The 25,938-nt window shown below is 44.2% G+C and carries 22 protein-coding genes and 1 tRNA gene; 15 read left to right on the top strand and 8 right to left on the bottom strand.

Annotation, left to right across the window (positions count from 1 at the left end; translation table 11 throughout):
• Positions 1-14: 14 nt before the first annotated feature.
• Both R7Q39_RS16710 and yejK read right to left on the bottom strand, forming a co-directional pair.
• Positions 15-1,343, bottom strand: a complete 1,329-nt coding sequence (locus R7Q39_RS16710; RefSeq protein ID WP_054577629.1) for an Hpt domain-containing protein — start codon at positions 1,341-1,343, stop codon at positions 15-17.
• 82 nt (positions 1,344-1,425) lie between these two features.
• Positions 1,426-2,424, bottom strand: coding sequence for a nucleoid-associated protein YejK (gene yejK, locus R7Q39_RS16715; RefSeq protein WP_005380723.1), 999 nt, complete (start codon positions 2,422-2,424; stop codon positions 1,426-1,428).
• An 85-nt stretch (positions 2,425-2,509) separates the two neighbouring features.
• Here yejK and R7Q39_RS16720 point away from each other — a divergent pair, with 85 nt between their 5' ends.
• The 3 genes from R7Q39_RS16720 to R7Q39_RS16730 all read left to right on the top strand — a co-directional run bounded on the left by R7Q39_RS16720 (position 2,510) and on the right by R7Q39_RS16730 (position 4,813).
• Positions 2,510-2,737, top strand: a complete 228-nt coding sequence (locus tag R7Q39_RS16720; protein ID WP_005380722.1) for a YejL family protein — start codon at positions 2,510-2,512, stop codon at positions 2,735-2,737.
• Positions 2,738-2,759: 22 nt separating this feature from the next.
• Positions 2,760-4,568: a DUF3413 domain-containing protein gene (locus tag R7Q39_RS16725; RefSeq protein ID WP_054577628.1), complete on the top strand. Its 1,809-nt coding sequence runs from the start codon at positions 2,760-2,762 to the stop codon at positions 4,566-4,568.
• A gap of 154 nt (positions 4,569-4,722) precedes the next feature.
• Positions 4,723-4,813: transfer RNA gene (locus tag R7Q39_RS16730), tRNA-Ser, on the top strand.
• A gap of 194 nt (positions 4,814-5,007) precedes the next feature.
• On the opposite strand, the gene R7Q39_RS16735 is transcribed toward R7Q39_RS16730, so the two are convergent.
• On the bottom strand, positions 5,008-5,931 hold the full coding sequence (locus R7Q39_RS16735) for a histone deacetylase (RefSeq protein ID WP_054577627.1): 924 nt from the start codon (positions 5,929-5,931) through the stop codon (positions 5,008-5,010).
• A 271-nt stretch (positions 5,932-6,202) separates the two neighbouring features.
• On the opposite strand from R7Q39_RS16735, the gene R7Q39_RS16740 reads away from it, so the two are divergent.
• Both R7Q39_RS16740 and R7Q39_RS16745 read left to right on the top strand, forming a co-directional pair.
• On the top strand, positions 6,203-6,892 hold the full coding sequence (locus tag R7Q39_RS16740; protein ID WP_186584765.1) for an SDR family oxidoreductase: 690 nt from the start codon (positions 6,203-6,205) through the stop codon (positions 6,890-6,892).
• A 183-nt stretch (positions 6,893-7,075) separates the two neighbouring features.
• Positions 7,076-7,282, top strand: coding sequence for a hypothetical protein (locus tag R7Q39_RS16745; protein WP_005380717.1), 207 nt, complete (start codon positions 7,076-7,078; stop codon positions 7,280-7,282).
• A 44-nt stretch (positions 7,283-7,326) separates the two neighbouring features.
• Here R7Q39_RS16745 and R7Q39_RS16750 read toward each other — a convergent pair whose 3' ends face one another.
• Positions 7,327-9,294, bottom strand: a complete 1,968-nt coding sequence (locus tag R7Q39_RS16750; RefSeq protein WP_017821143.1) for a DNA topoisomerase III — start codon at positions 9,292-9,294, stop codon at positions 7,327-7,329.
• A gap of 103 nt (positions 9,295-9,397) precedes the next feature.
• The gene (locus R7Q39_RS16755; protein WP_005380711.1) at positions 9,398-9,946 is read right to left on the bottom strand and encodes an NAD(P)H nitroreductase; all 549 of its coding nucleotides are present in this window, start codon (positions 9,944-9,946) and stop codon (positions 9,398-9,400) included.
• Positions 9,947-10,119: 173 nt separating this feature from the next.
• Between R7Q39_RS16755 and R7Q39_RS16760 the strand changes: the two genes are divergently transcribed.
• Positions 10,120-11,436 (top strand): MFS transporter, encoded by a 1,317-nt coding sequence (locus R7Q39_RS16760; protein ID WP_025767195.1) that lies wholly within the window; start codon positions 10,120-10,122, stop codon positions 11,434-11,436.
• 60 nt (positions 11,437-11,496) lie between these two features.
• Here R7Q39_RS16760 and R7Q39_RS16765 read toward each other — a convergent pair whose 3' ends face one another.
• Entirely contained in the window at positions 11,497-13,509 is a 2,013-nt protein-coding gene (locus R7Q39_RS16765; RefSeq protein WP_025767194.1) for an NADPH-dependent 2,4-dienoyl-CoA reductase, read from the bottom strand.
• A gap of 224 nt (positions 13,510-13,733) precedes the next feature.
• Here R7Q39_RS16765 and sppA point away from each other — a divergent pair, with 224 nt between their 5' ends.
• Both sppA and ansA read left to right on the top strand, forming a co-directional pair.
• Complete coding sequence (gene sppA / locus R7Q39_RS16770) at positions 13,734-15,584, top strand: signal peptide peptidase SppA (RefSeq protein WP_064368684.1); 1,851 nt, start codon at positions 13,734-13,736, stop codon at positions 15,582-15,584.
• Positions 15,585-15,748: 164 nt separating this feature from the next.
• Positions 15,749-16,762 carry an asparaginase gene (ansA, locus tag R7Q39_RS16775; RefSeq protein WP_017635822.1) on the top strand — a complete coding sequence of 338 codons (1,014 nt, stop codon included), beginning with the start codon at positions 15,749-15,751 and terminating at the stop codon, positions 16,760-16,762.
• A gap of 95 nt (positions 16,763-16,857) precedes the next feature.
• Here ansA and R7Q39_RS16780 read toward each other — a convergent pair whose 3' ends face one another.
• On the bottom strand, positions 16,858-17,142 hold the full coding sequence (locus R7Q39_RS16780; RefSeq protein ID WP_005380700.1) for a YeaC family protein: 285 nt from the start codon (positions 17,140-17,142) through the stop codon (positions 16,858-16,860).
• Between the two features lie 101 nt (positions 17,143-17,243).
• On the opposite strand from R7Q39_RS16780, the gene R7Q39_RS16785 reads away from it, so the two are divergent.
• A complete protein-coding gene (locus R7Q39_RS16785) occupies positions 17,244-18,065 on the top strand; it encodes a DUF2989 domain-containing protein (protein WP_318076467.1) in 822 nt (273 codons plus the stop codon).
• A 118-nt stretch (positions 18,066-18,183) separates the two neighbouring features.
• Here the strand turns inward: R7Q39_RS16785 and msrB are convergent, their stop codons facing one another.
• Positions 18,184-18,591 carry a peptide-methionine (R)-S-oxide reductase MsrB gene (gene msrB / locus R7Q39_RS16790; RefSeq protein WP_005380698.1) on the bottom strand — a complete coding sequence of 136 codons (408 nt, stop codon included), beginning with the start codon at positions 18,589-18,591 and terminating at the stop codon, positions 18,184-18,186.
• Between the two features lie 337 nt (positions 18,592-18,928).
• Here msrB and gap point away from each other — a divergent pair, with 337 nt between their 5' ends.
• The 6 genes from gap to R7Q39_RS16820 all read left to right on the top strand — a co-directional run bounded on the left by gap (position 18,929) and on the right by R7Q39_RS16820 (position 25,780).
• Complete coding sequence (gap, locus tag R7Q39_RS16795) at positions 18,929-19,924, top strand: type I glyceraldehyde-3-phosphate dehydrogenase (RefSeq protein ID WP_005380697.1); 996 nt, start codon at positions 18,929-18,931, stop codon at positions 19,922-19,924.
• A 156-nt stretch (positions 19,925-20,080) separates the two neighbouring features.
• Entirely contained in the window at positions 20,081-20,965 is an 885-nt protein-coding gene (locus R7Q39_RS16800; RefSeq protein WP_033907352.1) for a D-hexose-6-phosphate mutarotase, read from the top strand.
• A 198-nt stretch (positions 20,966-21,163) separates the two neighbouring features.
• A complete protein-coding gene (locus R7Q39_RS16805) occupies positions 21,164-23,200 on the top strand; it encodes a methyl-accepting chemotaxis protein (protein ID WP_262583926.1) in 2,037 nt (678 codons plus the stop codon).
• Between the two features lie 96 nt (positions 23,201-23,296).
• Complete coding sequence (rlmA, locus tag R7Q39_RS16810; protein WP_262591432.1) at positions 23,297-24,124, top strand: 23S rRNA (guanine(745)-N(1))-methyltransferase; 828 nt, start codon at positions 23,297-23,299, stop codon at positions 24,122-24,124.
• 97 nt (positions 24,125-24,221) lie between these two features.
• Positions 24,222-25,169 (top strand): ChaN family lipoprotein, encoded by a 948-nt coding sequence (locus R7Q39_RS16815; RefSeq protein ID WP_318076468.1) that lies wholly within the window; start codon positions 24,222-24,224, stop codon positions 25,167-25,169.
• Between the two features lie 251 nt (positions 25,170-25,420).
• On the top strand, positions 25,421-25,780 hold the full coding sequence (locus R7Q39_RS16820; RefSeq protein ID WP_005380688.1) for a hypothetical protein: 360 nt from the start codon (positions 25,421-25,423) through the stop codon (positions 25,778-25,780).
• Positions 25,781-25,938: the final 158 nt, after the last annotated feature.

A 25,938-nucleotide genomic window follows, 5' to 3' on the forward strand; every position in this document is an offset into this window, starting at 1 on the left:
AAGTCAGAGCAATATCAATCTGTTAGCGCTTCTGTTATCTTTTCACTATTGAGAACATTATTAGCAAAAAGTATGGTTTGTTTTAGGACATCATCTAAACATGCCAACTTCTCTTCCGGCACTTTTTGCCCTTGTTTAATCAACAGTTCAATATCACCCGAAATACAGTGCAATGGCATTGCACCTAAACTCCCTGAGACCCCTTTAAGACTGTGTGCGGCTCTTTGCGCTTGCTCTTTATCCTCTTCTAACAGCTGATACATTTTAGTGCCATCGCCAGAGTGGTCCTGAATAAAGACCTCCAGTAACATCCGCACAGCGCCCTCGTCACCAGACAGAGAATCTAACATTTTATTGATATCTATGTACGGCTCACGTTCCACTACTCCCACTTGTGATGAATTCACCTCATTACAACTTTTTTCGTTCATTTGGACGTTTTGAAAATTTTCTGACTGAGCTGAGGGAACAGTGTTAGCTCCATTTTCATCATCGCCAACTTGCTCTGACTTTTTATCATCGGTTCTGGGTAGTGGTATCGGTTGAATCGTTTTTGGGGAGAAGGCTCCCCATGAAATGAGGAAAAGGAGCAAACCACTGATTACAGACAGCCAAACAATAAAAGTCATTAGCTTCTGTTCCAACTGATCATTTATCGAAGTTAACTGGTTCGGGAAATCTGGATTAAGCAGTTGATTAGATAAATAACTGCCCTGTGCCTGAGCAGATAGTGCGCTTGAGGTTTGAGCAAGCTGGCGCTGAAGAGCACTTCGCTCTTCGGGAGAGAGTGCCTCTGATTCAATAAAAAGTCGGTCTAAGTCACGGTAAGTATCGCTATTCGTTGCAGAGTCACTAAAGACAGACTCAAAAACAAGCGCACCTAAGCGATAGTACATTGCCTGAATTTGCTCAGAGTTTTCTGTTCGAGCACGGCTGCTTCGTAACTGTTCAGCTAACGAAACCAATTCACTGTCACTTCTTACAAAAGCTCGAGCACTTTCTAAAAATCGGTCGGTCGTATAAAGCAATTGAGTGATGTCTGGTGTGATTTTCCCTTCAGAAAACTCACTTTCAAGCTGTAAGCGAACTGCATAAGCCAACTGAAGTTTCAGTGAAATTTGGTCGACGTGTTTAACACGATAAGGCAGATCGAAGTTAAAAAAGTGCCTGACTTCTTCAACTTTACTTCCTAACTCATTTACAGTCGAAATCGTTTGAATCGTTTGTTTGGCTTGCAGCCAAATGCCAAGTGCTAAAACACTCCACAAAACGAACCAGAACCAAACAAACCGCCGTATTCCTTCTTTTAGCTTCAGCAACACTTGACCCTCGCATATCTCCATTAATTACAAGCATATACTATGGATGTTTCTTATTCACATAAAAAAAGAGAGCCGTTTGCTCTCTTTATTTAACGATATGATTTTAATTGCGACTTAACTGATCTTTTAGATTTGGAGGCGTCCCTTTAATCGTTAAGGTATCCGTCTCTGGATCATAAAAAATACGCTCGCCAAGTAAGAGACTATCGAAGCTAATATTCAAACCACCACCAGCTCCAACAAATTTAGTCAGTTTGCGAACCGTCGCACGATCACCTGGGAAAGACTCTTCAAGTTCGTACCCTTGCTCTTTGGTGAAATCCATAAAGCTCGTGCCATCTTGGCTTTGAGGAAGCTCTCCGGAAAGTTCTGAGATTTGAACTTCATCACCGGATTTAATTTGCTCATTGCAGTAGTCGTAAACTTGTTTCTTGTACTCGTTCACTTCTTGCTTTTCTAGCTTCGAGTCAGCACAAAAATCATCCACCGCCTGCATCAACACTAAGTTTTGTTGTTTAGTATCTAAGCCAATATCCGCTTGCAGAAAATCTAGGAAGAAGTCCGCCACTTTACGGCCAACGCGTCCTTTAATGTATTGCAGATAACGATTGGATTCCTTGTCGGTCTCGTAGCTCGACAGGTCGATGCGTGCGGCAATATCCATTTTGGTGATATCTAAGTAATCTGTCGCACTGATGTCCAAACCTTCGGTCACTTTTAAACTTTGATTCATTGGTAAGATACCGATGAACAAGTAGTCCGTTGCTAAACTCTGATACTCAGCGAAAACCAAGATACCTTCATCCGCAAATGGGTACTTAATCAACTCTTCTTTCAAGCGATTTGCACTAATTTGTGAGAAGTCGTAAAAATCTCGCTCTCCTTTGCGCATTTCTTGAAGCCAAAATTGAAATTCGCTGTCTGACTGGAAAGCGCCAAAACCTTTACCAGCTTTAGAATGGAATACTCGGTGAAGCTCAGCGACTAAGTTTTCTGTAGATGCATCGTTCTCTAATGATGCTGGACGAAAGTTTACAACCAGCTCGTCCTGATCGTTTTTGCACAGTTGATGCAGAATAACGTTTGAAAGATGAAGACTCATAGTGATTTTATCTTGCTACAAGGTTTTAGTTGATGGGCATTGTAGGTTATCATAAGCCGCTTTTACTATCATTATTAGAGTCTTTATGCCGATTACATCTAAATATACTGACGAGCAAGTAGAAAAAATTCTTGCTGAAGTAGCAACAGTTCTTGAAAAACACGCTGCTTCTCCTGAGTTGACGCTAATGATTGCCGGAAATATCGCAACCAATGTCTTAAATCAACGTGTTGCTGCTTCACAACGCAAAGCGATTGCTGAAAAATTTGCTCAGGCGCTGATGTCTTCTTTAGAAACACCAAAAACACACTAATCACGGACAATAGAACACATACATGGTAGACAGCGGAAACTCATACGGCGAACGTGTATCTCGACTAGTTGGTTGGGGTCACTGGTTTGCATTCTTCAATATCGTTGCATCGATGTTGATAGGCACACGCTACATTGTTCAGTCTCCTTGGCCCGAGACGTTACTTGGTCAGTTTTATCTGGCGGTTTCTTGGGTTGGTCACTTTGGCTTTCTAGTTTTCGCACTTTACTTGCTTGTTCTATTCCCGTTGACGTTTATCCTGCCATCGCGGAAATTGTTCCGTTTGGTGGCAGTGATTTTCGCAACCGTTGGGCAAACCATATTATTAATTGATACCCAAGCGTATCAGTCGATCAATTTGCACTTAACTCCCGTTGTCTGGGAGTTACTATTCAGCGAAGACAAAAGTGCGCTCAGCACTGACCTACAACATTTATTTGTTGTGATGCCGCTGATCTTCCTTATTCAACTCGCACTATCCGAATGGGTATGGCGAAAACAGCGCAAACTATCTCATAAGCACGTAGGACGCCCTCTCGCGGCCGTCTTTTTCCTCAGCTTTATGACCAGCCATTTGGTTTACATTTGGGCAGATGCGTATTTTTACAACCCAATTACTAGCCAGCGTTCAAACTTCCCTTTGTCTTACCCGATGACGGCGAAGAGTTTTATGGAAAAACATGGTCTACTTGACCGTGAGGAATACCTAAAACGTTTAGCAGAAAACGAAGGCAACGTAGAGTTAGTCAACTACCCTCTTGAAAAGCTTGAGTTTAACCGCCGAGTTAATAAGCTCAATGTGTTGATGATCAGCATAAACAATTTACGAGCGGATGCGCTGAACCAAGAAGAGATGCCTAACCTCTATGAGTTTGCTGAAAACAATCAGAACTTCCGTAATCATTACAGCTCAAGTAATGATACATACGGGGCCTTTGGTTTGTTCTATGGCTTACCGACCAGTTATGCATCAAGCATCAAGGCGCAAGGTGCTTCCCCAGTATTGCTCGATGTACTGAAAGATCAGGGCTACAACTTTGGTTTATTCAGTGGCAGTGGGTTTGAAGATGATCTCTACTCAGAAATTATTTTCCGCGACTTGAACTTAGCGGAAGACCTAAATGGCACGCAAGCTCATACCGATAAACAATCTATCGCAAACTGGAATACATGGTTAGCAGAGAAAGCAAGTCAGCCATGGTTTAGTTACATCGAAGTCACCACCGTTGATAATTTTGAATCGATTCCTTCAAATAATGACGAAGAAATGCCCGCAAGTGAGCGATTCAAAAAAGCTTATGAATATGCAGTGAAGTCGGCGGATAGAACTATCGCAGGTATTATTGATGAACTAGAAACGACGGGACAACTGACAAACACCATCGTAATCATCACTTCTAATCACGGTAGTGAATTTAACGAAACCAACACGAACAGCTGGGGAGCAAACAGCAACTACAGCCGTTATCAATTACAAGTTCCGATGGTGATCCATTGGCCTGGAATGCTAGCTGGCGAATTTAATCACAGCACAAGTCACTTGGACCTCTCAGTTACACTGTTGCAAGATATGCTCGGCGTATCTTCCAACCCATATGATTACAGTAGTGGTCGCAACCTATTCGATGAAAGTCGTCGTCGCTGGATCTTGGCGGGCGATACTCGCGAGCTTGCCTTAATTACTAGCTCGCAAACCACAGTGATCGATAAGTTTGGCAACTACAAGCTGTATGACAAAAACTACAAACGACTTAGAGATGATGCACCGAAGTTGCCAGTTTTGATGCAAGGTTTAACTGAGTTACAGCGTTTTTATTCTAAAAACGATTAATACCTAGCAATCCATATACTATTCAAACTCCCCTTTTTGGGGAGTTTTTGTTTATTTAAACAACACAAACCACAAATTTGCGCAGTAAACATCCAATCAGTTCAACTAGGGGTTTACAACATTTTCAAAGCCTTATATTATGCGCCTCAACAACGGAGAGATGGCTGAGTGGTTGAAAGCACCGGTCTTGAAAACCGGCATACGTTAATAGCGTATCTAGGGTTCAAATCCCTATCTCTCCGCCACTTTTAGAAAAAGCCCGCTAAGAAATTAGCGGGCTTTTTCGCATCTCCAGACTTAAAAAGATTTGTACAAATCACTTATCACTTCTTGAACGCAACTAAGCACTCCGCCACACTCAGAAAGAACCCACAAAAAATTAATGCCCTTTTCGTTCGTTCCTGTGTTGAATCAATTTGATATTTACGTCTCGTTGTATCTACTCATCAATAAAGGCTTCTTTAGCGGCATTGATAAGCTGCAAGTGGATTGGGACGAGGTCAGCATGATTCGTTCGATATCCACCTCCAACGACAGCTGCGACAGGGATACCTCGAGATTTCACTGTGTGCATTAAAAATCTATCACGTTCTAAAATCCCTTGAGTCGACACATCAAAATATCCAAGCTCATCGTCCTGATGTATATCGACACCAGCATCGTAGATAACTAAATCAGGGCGATGAAGATTAAGTGCCATATCGACCACTTCTTTAAACGCCATTAAAAAATCCTCATCACCTGTTCCTCGCACCAAAGGCACATCGAGGTCAGACTGAGGCTTCCTCGCTGGGAAGTTTTTATCACAGTGGAAAGAAAGCGTGATGATATCTGGCTCATCGTCACATAAAGTTGCTGTTCCATCCCCATGGTGAACATCACTATCAATGATCAATACTTTATCGACATGCTCGACTTCGAGCGCTTGCCTGGCCGCGATCACTAAGTCATTAAATAAACAAAAACCACTGCCAAACTCTTTGTGTGCGTGGTGATACCCACCACTCAAATGAATGGCCACACCGTACTCAAGTGCCTTTTTTGCGGTCAGAGCCGTGCCCGCTGCTGAAGTTAGCGTTCTGGTAATGAGAGACTCACTCCAAGGAAAACCTATTCGGCGCATCTTCGCAGCTGGCATGTTTCCACTAACAAGTAACTCGACGTATTCCTCGTCATGAACACGTTTTACTTCCCCAACAGTTAATGCTTCGGGCTGGAAAAACTGCGTGTGCTCTTTCCAGTTATCTTTCTCCATATGCACCAATACCGATTCATAGAGGTACTGGTATTTCATAATTGGGTAACGATGCCCCTCTGGCAACTCAAGTTGAGAATAAATCGGGTGGTAGATAAATGGCAGCATGAGAAATTCTTAATAACAATGGTAACGAAATAGTATCAACTTAAAGGGTTGAATAAAACGCAATTTAATTGATAATGATTTTCAATATCAATTAAATTTAATATACATATGAATTCTACTTTCTTTGCTATTCTCGGCGCACTATTTGGCTCTCTTTGTGCCCTGTCCCTATTTTCATCTCTTGTTGTTGGTGCGTGGTGGTTGGTTGATTTTATTGTGCTTAACTAACACAATGACTTTCAACTGAAATCAAAAAAACATAGGTGTTTGTATGAGTCAAACCGTCTTTATTACCGGAGCAAATCGCGGCATTGGCCTTAGCTTAACTGAGCTGTACCTGAAGCAAGGCCACCAAGTGCATGCTACTAGCCGTTCCTTAGAGAACAGTTCAGAACTACAAACTCTAGCCTCACAATTCAGCAATCTAGTTTTGCACGAACTGGATGTCACGCACTACGAACAAGTCGCTAAGCTTGCCGATAAACTCCCTGCCATCGACTTACTCATCAATAATGCAGGATATTACGGCCCCAAGGGATATGGCTTTGGAAATACTGACGTAGAAGCATGGCGTAAAGTCTTCGAAGTAAACACCATTGCTCCGTTAAAACTGGTTGAGTACTGTTACCCTCGCTTACAACAAGGCAAGATGAAAAAGATTGCTTGTATCTCATCAAAAGTCGGCAGTATGACCGAAAATACGTCCGGCGCCGGCTATATTTATCGCTCATCGAAAGCGGCGCTTAACTCGGTTGTGAAAAGCTTAAGTAATGATTTAACACCTGAAGGATTTACCGTTTTAGCGCTTCACCCTGGTTGGGTAAAAACGGCGATGGGCGGGCCAAATGCTTTGATAGATACGCAAACCTCCGCGCTAGGCCTAGCGAACGTGATAGAACTGAGCACACCGCAGCTTTCAGGTCGATTTATTAACTACGATGGTACTGAGTTACCTTGGTAGCAGCATTAAGACACAGCCATCACTAAACCAAATACCATCAAAGCTAGGCTTCATAATCGTGACTTGGTTGGCAAACATAATGTTCATCAGTGATCCACCAGCATAATTCGCGCAATCTAACTTGAATTTATCTACATCCAATCCAGACTTAGGAAAAAGTAGAACAAATAAGGAGAAAGCACGATGGCAGCAGATAGGGATTTGGTTAATTTTAGCGAAGAGCACGAACTAAATTACTGCTTGAGAAGTGCTGGTAAACGCCAAACTCAAGCGAATCGAGATACATTAGTTGACTTGGGCAACCAGGTGAAAGAGGTACTGGACAAACGCGTGTTAACTCAAGGTGAAGTAAGAGGCGCGATCCAAAACCACGGTGATCTGTTCGAGTAATCTATTTTCAAGCATGCGCGGAGTTTAATTACGCCGCGCTTGTCCTATGCCTGCTTACCTTTGGTTGCACGAGATTTAGTCGCGCCACCATTCTTTGAATAACTGCGCTTTTTACGTTTAAACGCAGGACGTTCCACCTTGGGTAGATGACGTAATGAATCAGGGATAGGGCCTGCTTTTACTTGTGCCATCAAGCTATCAATGCGTTGTTCCAGTGCTTGCATGAACGGCTGATATGCTTGATTTCTCTCTGCCATACCTTGTAACTGGTGCTCCCAATGAGCCGTCATATCAGGGTATGTTGAATCTTCTGGCAAGGCATGAATGAGACCTCTTCCCGCAGGAGAACTGAGAATTGACTTACCTTGACGCGTAAGCAGTTGGCGTTTGAACAGCGTGTCCAAAATACCAGCGCGAGTCGCTTCCGTGCCTAGCCCATCAGTGTCACGAAGGATTTTTTTCAGTTCTTTATCCGCAACGTAACGGGCGATCCCGGTCATCGCTTGCAACAGCGATGCCTCGGTAAAATGCTTTGGTGGCTCGGTTTTTCGGTCTTTTATTTCCCCTTCACGACAAGTTAACACGGTGCCTTCGGGTAGCGGTGGCACGGCATCAATACCTTCATCTTCCTTGTCAGTTTTGCCCATTAGCGCTTTCCAACCCGGCGAAACTAACTGACGACCTTTCGCGACAAACGTACCACCAGCGATATCGAAAACCAATTTCGCTTCTGCGTAAACCGCCGCCGGATAGAACTGCATGAGGTACTGGCGCGCAATCAATTGATACACTTTCATCTCATTGCCGGAAAGCGCATTCACATTAGCTTGCTTCGGTGTAGGGATAATCGCATGGTGCGCATCCACTTTTTTATCGTTCCAGGCTTTGGACTTTAATGTTAAGTCTGCTCCCTGAACGGCAACTTGCAACTCTTTTGCGTTATTCGCAATAGCAGTTGTCACCGTCCCTGCTTGTGAGTAGTGTTCCATTGGTAAATAGCGACAATCTGAACGCGGGTAAGTGATCAGCTTGTGCTTTTCATACAATGCCTGACAAGTATCTAGTACTTGTTGCGCACTCATACCATAGCGCTTCGCGGCATCGATCTGTAAAGCAGATAACGAATAGGGTAATGGTGCTGATTGCTTGGTTTGCTTTTGTTCCGACTCTGTCACTTTTGCGGGTTGATTTGCAATACGGTTTGCAACATTTTCCACCAACTTACGGTTTAATACTCGACCTTCTTCGTCCTGCCAAGGCTTGCATGCCTCACTTGGCTTCCAACGAGCACGAATATCAAAAGTACCATTGGCATCTTGATATGGGATCAGAGCATGTAGGGTAAAATAGTCCTTCGGGACAAAATTTTCGATTTCTTCATCACGACGCACCACTAAGCCAAGAACTGGCGTTTGCACTCGCCCTACCGAGAGAACACCTTGATACCCTGCTTTTTGACCAAGCAAGGTATAAGCACGAGACATGTTCATACCATACAGCCAATCAGCCCGAGAGCGGGCCAATGCTGAAACTGAAAGTGGGATAAACTCGCGATTACTGCGCATAGAACTGAGAGCACGTTTAACCGCAGGTAAGTTCAAGTCGGAAATCAACAAACGCTGTGTAGATTCCTTCTTGGTTTTAGATAACTTGCAATAGTCCAGAACTTCATCAACTAACAGCTGACCCTCTCGATCTGGGTCTCCTGCATGAATGACTTCATTAGCTTCTTTGAGCAATTTACGAATCACGGTTAATTGCTTACTTGCACTTTTCCTCGGTCTGAGCTGCCATTGCTGCGGAACAATTGGTAAATCTGCCATATTCCACTTTTTATAACGCTCATCGTAAGCGTCGGGTTCGACTTGTTCGAGTAAGTGGCCGATACACCAAGTAACGATATCCCCGTTCCCACAGCGGATGAATCCTTGATCTTTCTTTTGAGGGTTTGGCAGTGCAGCGGCAATCGCACGGCCTAAACTTGGTTTTTCAGCAATAAACAGACGAGACATAACGTTTTGGAAATAAATATAATTAGGGCCACATTATCGAATGTAGCCCTAATAAATCAAGAAAAACTGTATAAATAAACAGTCAATTTATTTAAGTTTTCAGTTATAGGAATTCAACAAACTGAGAAAGGTCACGCTCAGGAACTTTCATCGGTGTACAACCAGGCGTGCCTAAGTACAAGAAACCAACAATCTCATCGTCACCCTCTAAACCAAATGCTTGATGAACTTCTGGATGGAACATCCACTTACCTGAGCGCCAAAACCCTTGAAAGCCTTGCGCTACGGCTGCCATTTGCATCGCTTGTACAGCGCATCCCGCAGATAAGTGTTGCTCTAGTGCTGGTACTTTCTCATGTTCTGTTACTTTAGCAATCACCGTGATCACCATTGGTGCGCGAAATGGGGCATTCTTTACCTTTTCGACCACCGCTTCATCACTATTTTCAGCTTCTGCCGCTTTTACCAATATATCTGACAGTTTTTTCAAACCATCGCCCTGTGCGATAACGAAACGCCAAGGGGTTAATCCCGCATGGTCAGGCGCACGAAGGCCAGCACGAATGATGTTCTCAAGTGCTTTACCTTCTGGAGCAGGCGCGGATAACTTCGCGATAGATCGGCGATTGAGCAAAAGATCGAGAGCGTCCATGAAAGAATCCTTATTGAATATCGTTGTTATTTTGTTTACGCCACTTTAGCACAATCTGCTCCTGCGAATAACAACCGGTTTTCTGTGGGCTTGATAACGTGCTTCACTTAACATCAAACTGGGTTTAATGTTAATTTATTCGCGAAATGAATAAGTTGAACATAGGCAGGTTGATGAACAAGGACAAACAAAACAGCATTTACGAAAAGATCGTTAATGACGAAGATGCCCGTGCCTGTAAGGCGATTCCTGAATCAGCTTGTCATCAAGTTCCCGGCAACTTTCTTAAAATCATTCTCGCTCAGTTTTTAACGAAGGTCGGCGATGCGTTAATCAACCCTAAAGTCACGTTGCCGTGGATACTACAAAGTCTCGGGGCTCCGGTTTACTTAATTGGTTGGCTGGTTCCTATTCGTGAGTCAGGATCCCTTATCCCACAACTTAGCATCGCGCACTACATCCGACGCATTCCAGTAAGAAAATGGGTCTGGGTAATTGGCAGCATCTTGCAGGCTCTTTCCATATTTGCAATCGGATTGGTCGCATTAACTCTAACAGGAGCAGCTGCGGGTTATGGTGTGATTGCATGTCTTGTGATCTTCAGCCTCTCACGCGGTTTAAATTCCGTCGCATCAAAAGATGTATTGGGCAAAACCATCCCTAAAAACCAACGAGGTCAAGTCAACGGCTGGTCTTCAAGCGCTGCTGGCCTGGTTACGCTGCTTTTCGCTAGCCTTCTGGCACTAGCCTGGTTATGGGACGTAGAGCCGACAGAGCGCTTTTACGGTCTGAGTTTAGGCTTAGCGGGCGTCATATGGCTCATCGCGGCATTCGTCTATGCGCGAATTAATGAGTATGCCGGTGAGGTAGACGGTGGTCGAAATGGCGTCCTCGAAGCATTTAAACAACTCGCGTTACTTAAGACAGACGTGACCTTTCGTCGATTCGTTATCACGCGGACACTATTTTTATGTTCTGCGCTGAGTGCACCGTACTACGTTGTGCTGGCACAGCAATCTCTGGGTGGACAGCTCTGGGTGCTAGCTCTCTTTATGTTTGCGAGTGGCTTAGCCTCCTTTGTGTCAGGTCCTTTCTGGGGAAGAATGTCCGATCGCTCTAGCCGCAGTGTGATGGTCATAGGCGCAATGATGAGCGCGCTACTTGGTGTTGTGTTATTTGTTTACGATACATGGGTCACCGCTAGCCAAAGCTTCCTATTCGTGATTCCTCTGCTTTACTTTTGTGTTTGTATTGCCCACGACGGAATACGAGTCGGACGAAAAACCTATTTAGTTGATATCGCAGAAGGTGACAAACGGACGAGCTATGTAGCCGTGAGTAACACAGTGGTTGGGATAATGCTGCTTCTAATGAGCTCTCTTGGTGTTATGTCGAACTTCTTGAGCCTTTCAGCTGTGGTGTTAGTGTTCTCTTTTATTACTTTTGCTGGCGTGGTAATGGCCAAACAACTGCCAGATATCAGTGACTAGTTCTATACAAAAAAAGCTGCGCTCAAAGCGCAGCTTTCATGGTAAACACACATTAAAAAGCTAGAGTTTTACCGCCAATTTAACACCTTGACGAATCGCACGCACAGCATCAAGTTCACCCGCATGGTCAGCTCCGCCAATGATATGAATCTTCTCTCCGAGTTCAGACCATTTATCTTCAAATGGACGAACAGACTCTTGCCCCGCACAAATGACGACTTTGTCCGCGTTCAATAATTGTTCTTTTCCATCTACATGAATGTGCAAACCTTGATCATCAATTTTATCGTAAGACACGCCACCGACTAAATGTACGCCCCGTTTTTCAAGGGTACGTTTATGGATCCAACCTGTCGTTTTACCCGGACCTTTACCTACACGACCTTTACGACGCTGAAGTACCCAGACTTCTTTATCGCTGACCGCATCAGGGTAAGGATATAAACCACCCGGCTGAGACATCTCCTTGTCGATTCCCCATTCATGCAACCAGTCATCCAACGTTTGTCCAACTGGCTCTGTGAGCATGGTCGCGACATCTACGCCAATGCCACCAGCACCAACGATAGCCACTTTCTCACCGACTGGCGTTTTGTCTCGAATGAGAGTTTGATAGTCGACGACTTTCTCTGGGTTATCAATTCCATCAATATTGACTTTACGTGGCTCAACACCCGATGCCATCACTATCTCATCGTATTCTGTGAGTAAGTCATAGTTCGCTTCCGTCGATAAGTGCAGATTCACGCCTGTTTCATCAATACGGTTAGCGAAATATCGTATCGTCTCTCGAAACTCTTCCTTACCAGGGATCTGCATCGCAAGACGGAACTGACCACCGATGCGGTCGTTCTTTTCGAACAAATCAACCTTATGGCCACGTTCAGCCAGTGTGGTCGCACAAGCCAAGCCCGCAGGTCCAGCACCAACAACTGCAATGTTTTTCTTTTTAAAGGCTGGTTCAACAACAATTTCGGTTTCATAGCACGCTAGAGGGTTCACTAAGCAACTGGCGCGTTTACCTTTAAACACGTTATCTAGACACGCCTGATTACAACCAATACACGTATTAATAAGCTGCGCTTTTTCCTGTTCGGCTTTAGCAACAAAGTAAGGATCGGCCAAGAATGGGCGCGCCATCGAAACCATGTCGGCATGACCTGAAGATAAAATGCGTTCTGCTTCATCTGGCGTATTTATACGGTTGCAAGTGATAATAGGAACCGAAACGTGAGGTTTAACTTTTTCCGTAACCCATGTAAACGCACCGCGTGGTACTTGAGTCGCAATTGTCGGAATTCGAGCCTCATGCCAACCGATACCCGTATTAATAATCGTGACGCCAGCCTCTTCAAGTGCTTTCGCCAATTCGATAACGTCTTCAAAAGTGCTGCCCTGCTCGACAAGATCCAGCATAGAAAGACGGAAGATGATGATGAACTTGTCACCCACCGCCTTGCGTACCGCTTTAACAATTTCTAGCGGAAACCGCATACGTTTTTTATAGCTGCCACCCCATTCGTCGTAACGCATATTAGTACGTTTACATAAGAATTGGTTTATCAAGTAACCTTCCGAGCCCATTAACTCGACGCCATCATAACCAGCAAGCTGTGCTAACTCCGCACTATTAGCAAACGCGTCGATGGTTTTCTTTATCTGGCGGTCGCTCATTTCACTCGGAGCAAACTTTGCAATCGGCGCTTTAATGCCAGATGCACTTTGCGAGAATGGATGCATTGCATAACGCCCAGCATGGAGAATTTGCAACGCAATTTTACCACCGTGCTTGTGCACCGCTTCTGTCACAACTTTATGGGCTTTAGCATGTTTTGGCTTGCTGAATTCAGCACTCAACGGGTGTAAACGACCGCGTAAGTTAGGAGAAAAACCTCCGGTTACAATCAGTCCGACACCGCCTTTCGCGCGTTCTTCATAAAAAGCAGCGAGCTTCTGTAATCCTTCTTTGTGCTCTTCTAAGCCCGTGTGCATTGATCCCATCAGAACTCGGTTTCGTAATTGTGTGAAACCGAGATCCAGTGGCTTTAATAGGTTTGGGTACATGGCAGACATCACTTAACATCCATTGTTATTATCATGGTCTGACCAGATTAAGCCTGCTCAACCAAAAAATCAAACAAGCGTTTACATTTTTGTAACACCGATCAATCTCGTGTGAAAATATGCCAATTGTTGAGTGGTCGTGATAAGCTAAAAAAATGTTATCTTTTGAGATCTTAGAGATAAGAACCCATACTTTGTTAGACTCGGCGTAACTATCTCGTTATGGAGACAAGATGAAAAAACTCTTCAAATTTATTGGTTTGATATTTAAAGGGATATGGAAAAGTATCACTTTCATCAGACTCGCACTGGCAAACCTAATTTTCTTGCTGATGATTGCCGTTTTCTACTTTGCCTTTACTTATACCGGAGACGGTCAACCTGTCGTCGAAAAAGAATCTGCATTGGTGATGAACCTTTCAGGCCCAATTGTCGAACAAAGACGTTATGTAAACCCAATGGACTCTTTTGCTGGTTCCCTTTTGGGTAATGAGTTACCGAAAGAAAACGTCCTTTTCGATATCGTTGATACTATTCGCTACGCGAAAGACGATCCTAAAGTGTCTGGATTAGTGCTAGCACTACGAGACATGCCAGAAACAAATCTCACGAAACTACGTTACATCGCGAAAGCGTTGAACGAATTTAAAGCGTCAGGCAAACCCGTTTACGCCGTAGGTGATTTCTACAACCAAAGCCAATATTACTTGGCAAGTTACTCTGACAAAGTTTATCTGGCACCTGATGGTGGTGTATTGATTAAAGGTTACAGCGCTTACTCAATGTACTACAAAACGTTACTTGAAAAGCTTGACGTTTCTACTCATGTTTTTCGCGTAGGTACTTATAAATCCGCTATCGAACCGTTTATTCGTGATGACATGTCCGATGCGGCGAAAGAGTCAGCAACACGTTGGGTTACTCAATTATGGAGTGCTTTTGTTGATGACGTAACAACAAACCGAAACATTGATGCGAAAGTGCTTAATCCAACCATGGATGAGCTGATTAACGAGATGAAGTCTGTAAATGGCGATATTGCTCAGCTCGCAGTCAAATTGGGGCTAGTGGATGAACTTGCGACACGCCAAGACATTCGCACTCTATTTGCAAAACAGTTTGGTAGCGACGGCAAAGACAGCTACAACGCGATTGGTTACTACGACTACCTTGCAACGATTCGTCCCGATTACACACTACCTCAACACGACATCGCCGTTGTTCTAGCCAGTGGCGCGATTATGGACGGTCAACAACCTCGCGGAACTGTTGGTGGTGACACGGTCGCAAGCTTGCTGCGTCAAGCACGCAATGATGAAAAAGTGAAAGCGGTCGTGTTACGAGTAGATAGTCCAGGAGGCAGTGCCTTTGCTTCTGAAGTGATTCGTAACGAAGTGGAAGCTCTGAAGCAAGCAGGTAAGCCGGTTGTTGTATCCATGTCGAGTTTGGCCGCTTCTGGTGGTTATTGGATTTCAATGAGCGCAGACAAAATCGTTGCTCAGCCAACAACCCTGACGGGCTCCATTGGTATATTTAGTGTCATCACCACGTTTGAAAAAGGCTTTAGCAAGTTAGGCATTAACACTGATGGCGTTGGCACATCGCCGTTCTCAGGTGACGGTATTACCACTGGCCTTTCTGAGGGCGCGTCTCAAGTGTTCCAATTAGGTATCGAGCACGGTTACAAGCGCTTTATTTCTCTAGTTGGCGAGAATCGCGATATGTCTCTAGAGGAAGTTGACAAAGTTGCTCAAGGTCGAGTTTGGACCGGCCAAGATGCACTATCCTTTGGTCTTGTCGATCAAATGGGTGACTTTGATGATGCTGTAGAGCTAGCGGCGAAACTAGCGAACGTAACCGATTACGGCATTTACTGGGTAGAAGAGCCTCTTTCACCTACTGAACTATTTCTACAAGAGTTTATGAAACAGGTGAAAGTCTCTCTAGGTATTGATGCAACAAGCTTGCTACCAAAAAGTCTTCAACCCGTAGCTCAACAATTCGAACAAGACGCAAGCTTGCTCCAAAGCTTCAACGATCCTAAAGGTCAATACGCATTTTGTTTGAACTGCCAAGTGCAGTAGTTTTTCCATCAATATTACAAAGGGCACTTCTACTTGAAGTGCCCTTTTTATTAGGCTTTGCATCTCCTAAGATGACTTTCTGATGCTGTGCGTATAGCCTCGCATCTCAAGGTTATTTAGGTATATAATCCCCGCCTCTGTTCCCCTACACGAAAGAAAAAACGATGACTAGAAAACACATCTACATCGCTTACACCGGTGGTACCATCGGAATGCAAAAATCCGACCACGGCTATGTGCCTGTTGCTGGCTTTATGGAAAAGCAATTAGCAAGCATGCCCGAATTCCATCGTCCTGAAATGCCGGATTACACCATCCACGAATACGACCCTCTGATTGACTCATCAGATATGACACCTGCTGACTGGCAGCAGATTGCGAATGATATTCGTGACAACTATGACAAATACGATGGTTTCGTTATCCTACATGGTACTGACACCATGGCGTACACAGCGTCCGCATTGTCTTTCATGCTTGAAAACCTTGGTAAGCCAGTGATTGTAACGGGTTCACAAATCCCTCTCGCAGAGCTGCGTTCTGACGGCCAAGCAAACCTATTAAACGCGCTACATATTGCGGCAAACTACCCGATCAACGAAGTAACTTTGTTCTTCAATAATCAATTGATGCGTGGTAACCGCAGCACAAAATCTCATGCAGACGGTTTTAATGCCTTTACTTCACCAAACCTTCCTCCACTATTGGAAGCTGGGATCAATATTCAAGTTAGCAACAGCGTAACCGTTGGTGCACAACCAGAAGGTGAGTTTAAGGTTCACAACATCACGCCACAACCAATCGGGGTGATCACCATGTACCCTGGTATTTCACACGAAGTTATCCGCAACACGCTTCGTCAGCCCGTGAATGCGATGATTCTTCTGACTTTTGGTGTCGGTAATGCTCCTCAGAACCCTGAGCTGCTTGGTCACCTGAAAGAAGCCTCTGAGCGCGGCGTTATTGTCGTAAACCTAACTCAGTGTTTGGCAGGTAAAGTGAATATGGGCGGATATGCCACAGGTTGTGCTCTCGCAGACTCTGGTGTTATCAGTGGCTTTGACATGACGCCCGAAGCGGCGCTGGCAAAACTACACTACCTTCTAAGCCAAAACCTTTCTTACGAAGAAGTAAAAGAGAGAATGCAACAAGTACTGCGTGGTGAAATGAGCCTGTAAGTTCAAGCTTTCTACGATCTAAAAAGCCCAATACAATTTGGGCTTTTTTCTTTCAAAATCAAAATAATAAAATTTTGAGAAATAAGGCGAAAGGATTAATCAATGTTCGGATTGACACGAACAATATCGCTCTCTTCTCCGCTGAATTGTTTTTTAAGCTCTTGTTTTGATTTAAAACTGATTTCACCACCGGCTGCAACCGTCATATGCTGCGCATCAGTATTATGTTTTGATTGATACAACATCACAGCTTGCATACACGAATCTCGCTGCTCTTTAGAAAGTGTTGTACCCTCAGGCCATCTTCCCGTTTCTACTGCATACACTAAGCGATCATAAACTTCTGGAGTCATCGCTTGTAATAGTTGTTCTGCGTCCATAGTGTACCTTCTTATTACATTCTATTTACAGAACATAACGGGTTAAGAAATTGAGTCAAGAATACGAAAATGAATTGGTGTAACGGATCACAAGCAAAACCATGAAAAAAACAAACTGGTTACTTCTCAGCCTCGCATGTTTTGTGCTATCGGGCTGTTTTGAAGGTAACGTGACAACCGAAGAGTTGTGCCAAAAAACACCAGAACTGCGTTGCGAGCAGCTCAATATGGATGACGGCCAATGTCGAATTCCAAGAACAAATTTGGTTTGGCATCGGTTTGAGCAATTGAAAAACCCATCGGAAGCAAACCAAATCATCGAATACGGTCTGGTCGCTGAATATAGGAAATGCTTAGAACTCGCCTCCCAGATCACCCCTATTGATCAAAGTGCTCTCAAAAGACAACGCTTTAATGCATTGGTACACAGTATTGATGAGCTAGAGCGCATTGTAAACGAGTTAAAAGGCTCAGAAGACCCGGCTACTTTGTATTTTTTATGGTCTCAAACGGGAGATACTCAAGCTCGGCGCGCATTTTTACAAATGGAAGGGTCTCCCCAATTAAATAATGCTGAGATGCAATATGCATTAGCCACTTTTTATACCAACCGAGATACCAAGAAAACCCTGGAGCTTCTTAATAACGCGTTGTCTTTATCTGATGAAGACAACATCAATCCGGTCATTCTCAAGTCAATGGCAAGTATTCATCAGGGGCTTGGAGACAAAGAGCAAGCGTATCTATGGGCAATGGTCGCGAAGAGATTCGACGTACCGCTTGCTGATGAAAAGCAGCTCCAACGTATGTTCAATTTCAGTCATCCAGAGCGATATAAGCAGTTGGATGAATTAGCCGAATCGGTGGCGAAAGCCATAGAGAAAGGTATCTATTCCCCAGCAATGATACCCATTGAGATATAAACAAAAAACTCCCGTAATGAGCGGGAGTTTTTTGTTTAAGTCGAGCGACACTCAGATCACCGTTGAGCATGAATCATCCTGAAAGGATAAAACAATCTCGAGCTCAATTTTGTCGTTATTATTCTGATTTGTTGAAAATTAACGACACAGAATTAACACAAAAACGCTCTCCTGTGGTCTGTGGGCCATCTTCAAAAACGTGCCCTAGATGGCTATCACACGTTGCACAACGAATCTCTGTACGTACCATTCCGTGACTTAGATCTTCTAAATAGCGCACCGCTTGATCGTTGATAGGCGCATCAAAACTTGGCCATCCGCAGCCAGAGTCATACTTGTTATCAGAGACAAAGAGAGGGGCATTACAACAGGTACAAGCATAAACACCAGTTTCCTTATTATGCAGTAGCTTACCGCTGAAAGGAGGCTCTGTACCTTGCTCTCGGCAAACACGGAACTCTTCATCAGACAGTTGCTCACGCCACTGTTCATCTGACTTCGTCACTTTTTTCCCGCTTTGTTCCACGACTTTCGGCTCCTTATTTACTGTTCTTGGTATTGACTTTTTTAGCAAAAAACTTGCTTCTCTTAACAGTTGTAGCACATACTTTCTCACCAGGACACCATGCGTAATTAATTTGATAAGAGCACTTATCTCACCAGTTATATTACGCCAACTGGGCTACAGAAGAATCAGTTAAAAGTTTAAAAAACGTACATTTGCAAAGAATTGTTAAAAAAAGCGTCGCTTTTTTTTGACTTTAAACAAGTTAAGTCCGATTATCACTTGCAGATGTTTACTGGATTCTGTAATTTTACTACCAGTTATCTTTAATCAGAAATTAAGTTGTGGAGCAACTATAATGACTATCAAAGTAGGTATTAACGGTTTTGGCCGTATCGGTCGTTTCGTATTCCGTGCAGCGCAAGAGCGCAACGACATCGAAGTAGTAGGTATTAACGACCTTATCGATGTAGATTACATGGCATACATGCTTAAGTATGACTCAACTCACGGCCGTTTCAACGGTACTGTTGAAGTTGAAGGCGGTAACCTAATCGTTAACGGTAAAACTGTACGTGTTACTGCAGAGCGCAACCCTGAAGACCTAAAATGGGACGAAATCGGTGTTGACGTTGTAGCTGAAGCAACTGGTCTTTTCCTAACTGACGAGACTGCACGTAAGCACATCACTGCTGGCGCGAAAAAAGTTGTACTAACTGGTCCTTCTAAAGACGCTACTCCAATGTTCGTTAACGGCGTAAACTTCGACACTTACGCTGGTCAAGACATCGTTTCTAACGCTTCTTGTACTACTAACTGTCTAGCGCCTATCGCTAAAGTTCTTAACGACAAGTTCGGTATCGAATCTGGTCTTATGACTACAGTTCACGCAACTACAGCAACTCAAAAAACTGTAGATGGTCCTTCTGCTAAAGACTGGCGCGGTGGTCGTGGTGCTTCTCAAAACATCATCCCATCTTCAACTGGTGCTGCTAAAGCTGTAGGCGTTGTACTTCCAGAAGTAAACGGCAAACTAACTGGTATGGCTTTCCGCGTACCAACTGCTAACGTTTCTGTAGTTGACCTAACTGTTAACCTAGTTAACGGTGCTTCTTACGAAGACATCTGTAAAGCGATGAAAGAAGCTTCTGAAGGCGAACTAAAAGGCGTTCTAGGCTACACTGAAGATGCAGTTGTATCTCAAGACTTCATCGGCGAAGTTTGCACTTCAGTATTCGATGCTAAAGCTGGTATCGCGCTAACTGACAAATTCGTTAAGGTTGTATCTTGGTACGACAACGAAATCGGTTACTCAAACAAAGTTCTAGACCTAATCGCTCACATCTCTAAGTAATTAGAAAGTTAGCAATTAGCGAATAGCTTCGTTAAAGAAAAGGCGGCTCTAGAGTCGCCTTTTTTGTATCTGGAATTTGAGAGAATGCAGGCTCGATGTTGCATTTAATGTGCGAAGCGCGTCTAAAAGCTCTCCCCCAGCGATAGGAAACTACACATGGATTTAAAAACTCTCCCAGCCCTAACGGTGCTATCTGATAACGTCACTATCGTTGAAGTTGATCAGATAAAAATCGTCCGCGTGATTCATGACAAAGCAACGGCAGGCATCTCGCTACACGGTGGTCATGTCGTGTCGTTCACGCCTGAAGGTCAAGAAGATCTGATCTGGATGAGCGAAAAAGCTGTCTTCGATGGTAAAGCTGCTCTTCGCGGTGGTATTCCGGTTTGTTGGCCTTGGTTTGGGCGTATTGCTGCTCCAGCTCACGGCTTTGCCCGCACCGCAGAATGGGAGTTGGTTGAACATCGTGAGAACCATAACGGTGTGATTGTTGAACTTGCTCTGTTCCCGACAGAAGAAATCCACGATATTTGGCCCCATATGTTTGACGCTCGTTTGGTGATTGAAGTGGGCGATGAGCTAAAAGTGACGCTCAAAGTCATGAACATTGATGACGAGGCTTGGACCTTCTCTGGCGCATTACATACTTACCTAAACGTTGGAGACATTAAGCAAGCACAAACGACAGGCATGGGTGCCGAGTACATTGATAGCTTGAAAGCTGATGCGGTATGCCAAGGTGGTAATGTTCTACAACTAACTGACACCATTGATCGCGTTTACACGCAACCAGAAGCGAAAATTTTGGTAAAAGACCCGGTATTGGATCGTACGCTAAGCGTACACAACCAAGGCCACAACTCAGCAGTATTATGGAACCCTTGGGCAGAAGGTGCGCAAAGCATGGGTGACATGGCTGACGATGGTTATCAAACCATGTTGTGTGTGGAGTCTGCTGTTCATGCACCAAGTATTGAGCAAGGTCAAACGCTCCAACCAGGTGAGACACATGAACTTGTCACTGTCATTTCAGCGCAGTAAGAATCACCATATAAAGGCCGGGGATACCCGGCTTTTTTTGTAATAAAAGCTCTGCTTAGATGGTCCTATCTTTACTAACTTATTGGTTACTGGTCACTTTTGACGGTTTCATTAATAAATATCAAAAAAATTGATCATATAAACCGATAGCATACCGATACAAAACTCATAAATAATAAAAATATCAGGAATTAGTCTATGTTAGAGAGATACCGAAATCAAAGTGTCGGATTCCAGTTGAAACTGGTGATCACTTTGTGTCTATTCATTGCTTTCAGCAGTATTGCCGCGCTTGTTTACCGCAACGCTTCCGATGTTCTATTGGAAAGCACACTGAAAGAACACCAATCTAAAGTAGAATCAATGGCAAAAACCATTGCTGGCCAATTCGATGCTTACCTGCACACCGCTAAAGTCCTCGAATCTACTTTTCGCAATGGCTACCTTGCCGGTGTCTATGTCGAAAATTACACGGTTGACTTCATGGGACATGAAGTACCAAACATCACTCAATACAGTGAAAGCTTAATTAATGACACCAAGTTGGTCGACAGTTTCACACGTGATACCGGCGCTATAGCAACGCTATTCGCACCATTGGGTGACGACTTTATTCGGGTGTCTACCTCCCTAGAAGATCCGCAAGGTCAACGAGCGGTCGGAACCACGCTAGGCATCAACCATCCTGGTTATCAGCAACTTAAAGCAGGACAACCGTATTACGCTCAAATTAAATTGTATGGCGAGCGCTACATTACCTACTATGCCCCAATCAAAGATGCAACAGGAAAGGTAGCAGGCCTATCGTTTATTGGCTTACCAGTAGACCAAGCGACACAAACCTTGTTCGATGCACTCGAAGAGATAAAATGGGGCGACACTGGTTACACCATTATCGTTGATAACGACGAAAAAAATCTTGGTAAATACCTACTTCATCCAGCAAAAAGCGGCTCAGATTCGTCAATACTAGAAGTCGCCGACTACAATGGTCACAAGCCTTTTGGTCAGATTTTCGAACAATCTAGTGGATTAATTCGCTACCCTTTCGAGTACCAAGGTAACGTAGGCGAAAAGTATCTTGTCTACACAGAGGTTCCAGGTTGGAACTGGAAACTGCTAGGCGGTACGTTTATCAAAGAAGTTACAAAAGGTAGCGACACGCTTCTCACACTCATTGCCATCATTTCTTCGGTAGCGGCAATCATTACTTTTGTTGTACTGACGCTTTTCTTGAATCGCAGCTTACAACCTCTCACGACTCTAAACTCATACATGACTCGCTTAGCGGGCGGCGAAGTCAGCTTGAGCATCCCAGCGTCTCGTAAAGCATCAAAGAATGAAATTACGAACCTGAGCTCGGGTGTCGCCAGTATGGCAAGTCAGCTCAATGAACTCGTTGGTAAGATCCGTTCAACAAGCGACTTAGTGGAGAGCAACTCCACCAGCGTTGCCAACGATGCCCATAACAATTTGACCCAAGCCGACCGACAACAACAAGAAGTCGAGCAAGTTGTGACAGCGATTGAAGAAATGGCCTCTTCCGCTCAATCTGTCGCACAACAAGTCGAAAGCATTGCGGAAAACGTACGCTCAGCAAATACTGATAGTCAATCTGGTCTCGCGATTGTTGAAGGCGTATGTATCGACGTTGCTCAACTTAACGATCAATTGGATCAATCAGCAACGGCTATCGAGCAAGTAAATCGCGATAGCGAGAGTATTCAAACCGTCACTAAAATGATTGATGAAATTGCTGAGCAAACCAATTTACTTGCCTTGAATGCCGCCATTGAAGCAGCACGAGCAGGTGAGCAAGGCCGTGGCTTCGCTGTTGTAGCAGATGAAGTGCGCACACTTGCGCACCGAACCCAAAGCTCAGTTCAAGATGTCGTGGAAATTATCGAGAAACTAAAAGGGTCGACTCATAATGCAGTTAATATGATGACAGACAGCCAACGCAGTGCAAACCAGGTCTTGGACAAAGCACAAGACGCGGGCACAGCATTAGAAGCCATCGCAGTACAAGTGCAGTCGATAGCCTCTCAAGCCGACGCCATTGCAGCGACTTCAGAAGAACAAGCTCAAGTTTCACAAGAAATTGCAGCAAATGCCCATTCTATCAGTGAACTTAACCGAGAAAGCCGCAACACGAGCGCAAAAACCTCGCAAAGTGCCATTGAACTTCAACAACAAGCACGAAACTTGAAAGAGCAAGTCGACTTCTTCCACTAATACTTAATAAGAGCCGACCCAGTCGGCTCTTTTTGTTTCACTTGATACCACGCTTTTTGATAGAATTTGCCGCCCTACTTTCTGTTCGAGATCGTCATGAACTATCAATGCCCTCTATGCCACCAAGCTCTAGCGTTAAATGAAAAAACGTTTAAGTGCGAAAACAATCATCAGTTTGACTTAGCAAAAGAAGGCTACGTTAACTTGATGCCAGCGCACCACAAACGTTCTAAAGATCCTGGTGACAACAAAGAGATGATGCAAGCTCGTCGTCGATTCCTTGAAGGAGATTACTACAACCCAATGCGCCAAGAAGTGGCGCAGCTGTGTGCAACATACACTGAGGGGAGCACCCATCAATTATTAGATATTGGTTGTGGTGAAGGTTACTACACAGATCAAGTACAAAAGACGATAGAAACACAAGCAAACCATGCCACGATTTATGGCTTAGACATTTCGAAAGTTGCCATTCGTTACGCGGCGAAGCGTTACACGCACTGCAACTTTAGTGTGGCTTCTAGTCACCGACTTCCCTTCGCAAATGAATCCTTAGATGCCATTTTGCGCATTTATGCCCCGTGTAAAGCTGAGGAGCTGCAGCGCGTTGTAAAAAACGAAGGCGTTGTTGTCACGGTTACTCCTGCTAGTCGCCACTTATACCAACTGCGTGAGCGCATTTATCAAGAAGTTCGTCTTCACAATGAAGAACCAGAACATATTGAAGGGTTTGAATTAGAGCACCAGCAGCATCTTAACTATGTTATGGACTTGAAAAACGGAGCCGCAGTCGATTTATTGCAAATGACGCCATTCGCATGGAAAGCAACCGATGCTCTTCGTGAAGAGTTGAAGTCCGCTACACTTTTCCAATGTGAGGCTGATTTTATGTTGCGTGTATATCGCAAAAAAACACTCAATTAATACGTCAAAAAAACAACAAACGCAAATAGTTATCATTTATATTGATTCATTGCTCAGCCTCCATTAATATCATCCGGACATTTTTGGAGGCTTTTCAATGCGCTTTTCTACTTTGAGCTTGCTCTTTGCAGGCTTACTTACTGGTTGCTCTTCATATACGCACACCAACTCTCACGCAACCTCAGCGGAAGTCACTAGTTTTTACGACTACCAACTATACACCCCTTCTGGCGAGCACATAGCTCTAAGCAAACTGCCAATTGAGCTGCAACAAGCAGATGTCATTCTTATTGGTGAATGGCACACACACGCCGGCGTTCATCGCTTTCAAACCGATATGCTCAAACAACTTACGTCCTACGACCGCTCACTCGCGTTATCTATGGAACAATTTACCCGCGACAAACAACCTGTTGTTGACGCTTACCTACGTGGGGAGATCGGCGAACAGTACTTAATGAAACAAGCCAACGCTTGGCCCAATTATGAAAGCGACTATCGCCCTCTCGTGGAGTTTGCTAAGCAGAAAAATCTCCCGGTCATTGCAGCAAATGCACCAAAGAGCATTGTTCGATGCATTGGTCGACAAGGGCTAGATTACATTAACAAGCTCGATGATGATCAGCGGATGTTCATTGCACAAGCCATCAACACTGGTAGTAGTCCGTACAAAGAAAAGTTCATGGCATCCATGCATCACGGTAAGCCAGAGCAGACGGAAAAACAGTTTGCAGCTCAAGTTACTTGGGATGAAACTATGGCGGAATCTATCGTTAGCTATCTAGACGACAACCCAGGCGCTCAGGTTGTCCATGTTGCGGGCAAGTTTCACACCGAGCAAGGGGTGGGTACGGCAGCATCAATCTTAAGCCGCAACCCGAGCTTAAAAGTGGTTGTAATTAGCCCAACAGGTAACGTGCTTTCTGATAATACAGACTATCAGTTAGAGGTTCTCGCACCACCAGTACGGTATGTACAAGATGCTCACCGCATGGCGGCATATCAACATCTAACTAAACGCAATAACGATCTTCAATGTAAGTAGCTGGTCTTCAATTTAAGTTTCTACCTTGTCGTTGCGTTGCATCATCACACCGCTCCGAGTTCATCGAGTGACAAGGGTCTGCTTCCTGCTGGTCTATTTTTTGCTAATGATCACCAATAGAAACTAGAAGCGGCAAAAGCAGACCTGTTTTTATCCAAATAGCTTCAGAAATAAACTTTGCCGCCGATAAAAATATAACTGCTTTTTACCCGCACTCAGTGACCGAGTGTCGATGTTCCAAGGAGTATTCGATGAATCCAGTAGGAAGCACTTCTGTTAATAGCTATGCCAAACAATCTGTCGCCTCTAAACAAGCAAGTATTGCACAAGAAGAAACTAGTGCTTCGCCGCTGAAAGTCGAACACAATAAGGTGACGCTTTCGACCGAAGGCAAAGCGCTACTTGCCGCTCTGCAACAAATCGAGCACGACAGCAAGAAAATAGAAGCAGAAGATAAATCTGTTGGTGAAAAGGTCGAATCTTTCACGCATGGTGCGCTTGGCATGGATCACCCCGATAAAATCGAGAAAGAAGAGGATGGCTCATATTCTGCGGGTCAATACCTTTCTGCGGCACTTACCGTTGGTGGCATCATACTGGCATTAGTCTGATAACCAGTCTGATAATCGTCACGACAACAAATCCTATTTGAACCAAACACTTACTGCAGCCCATAATTTAATAAGCCAAAGAACGATATGATGCAAACGTAAGTGAATTCGACCGCTCTTGTGGCCCGATAATACATGCTCGTTTATTGCTCCCTAAA

The sequence above is a fragment of the Vibrio sp. 947 genome, assembly GCF_033339115.1.
Taxonomy (GTDB): Bacteria; Pseudomonadota; Gammaproteobacteria; order Enterobacterales; family Vibrionaceae; genus Vibrio; species Vibrio alginolyticus.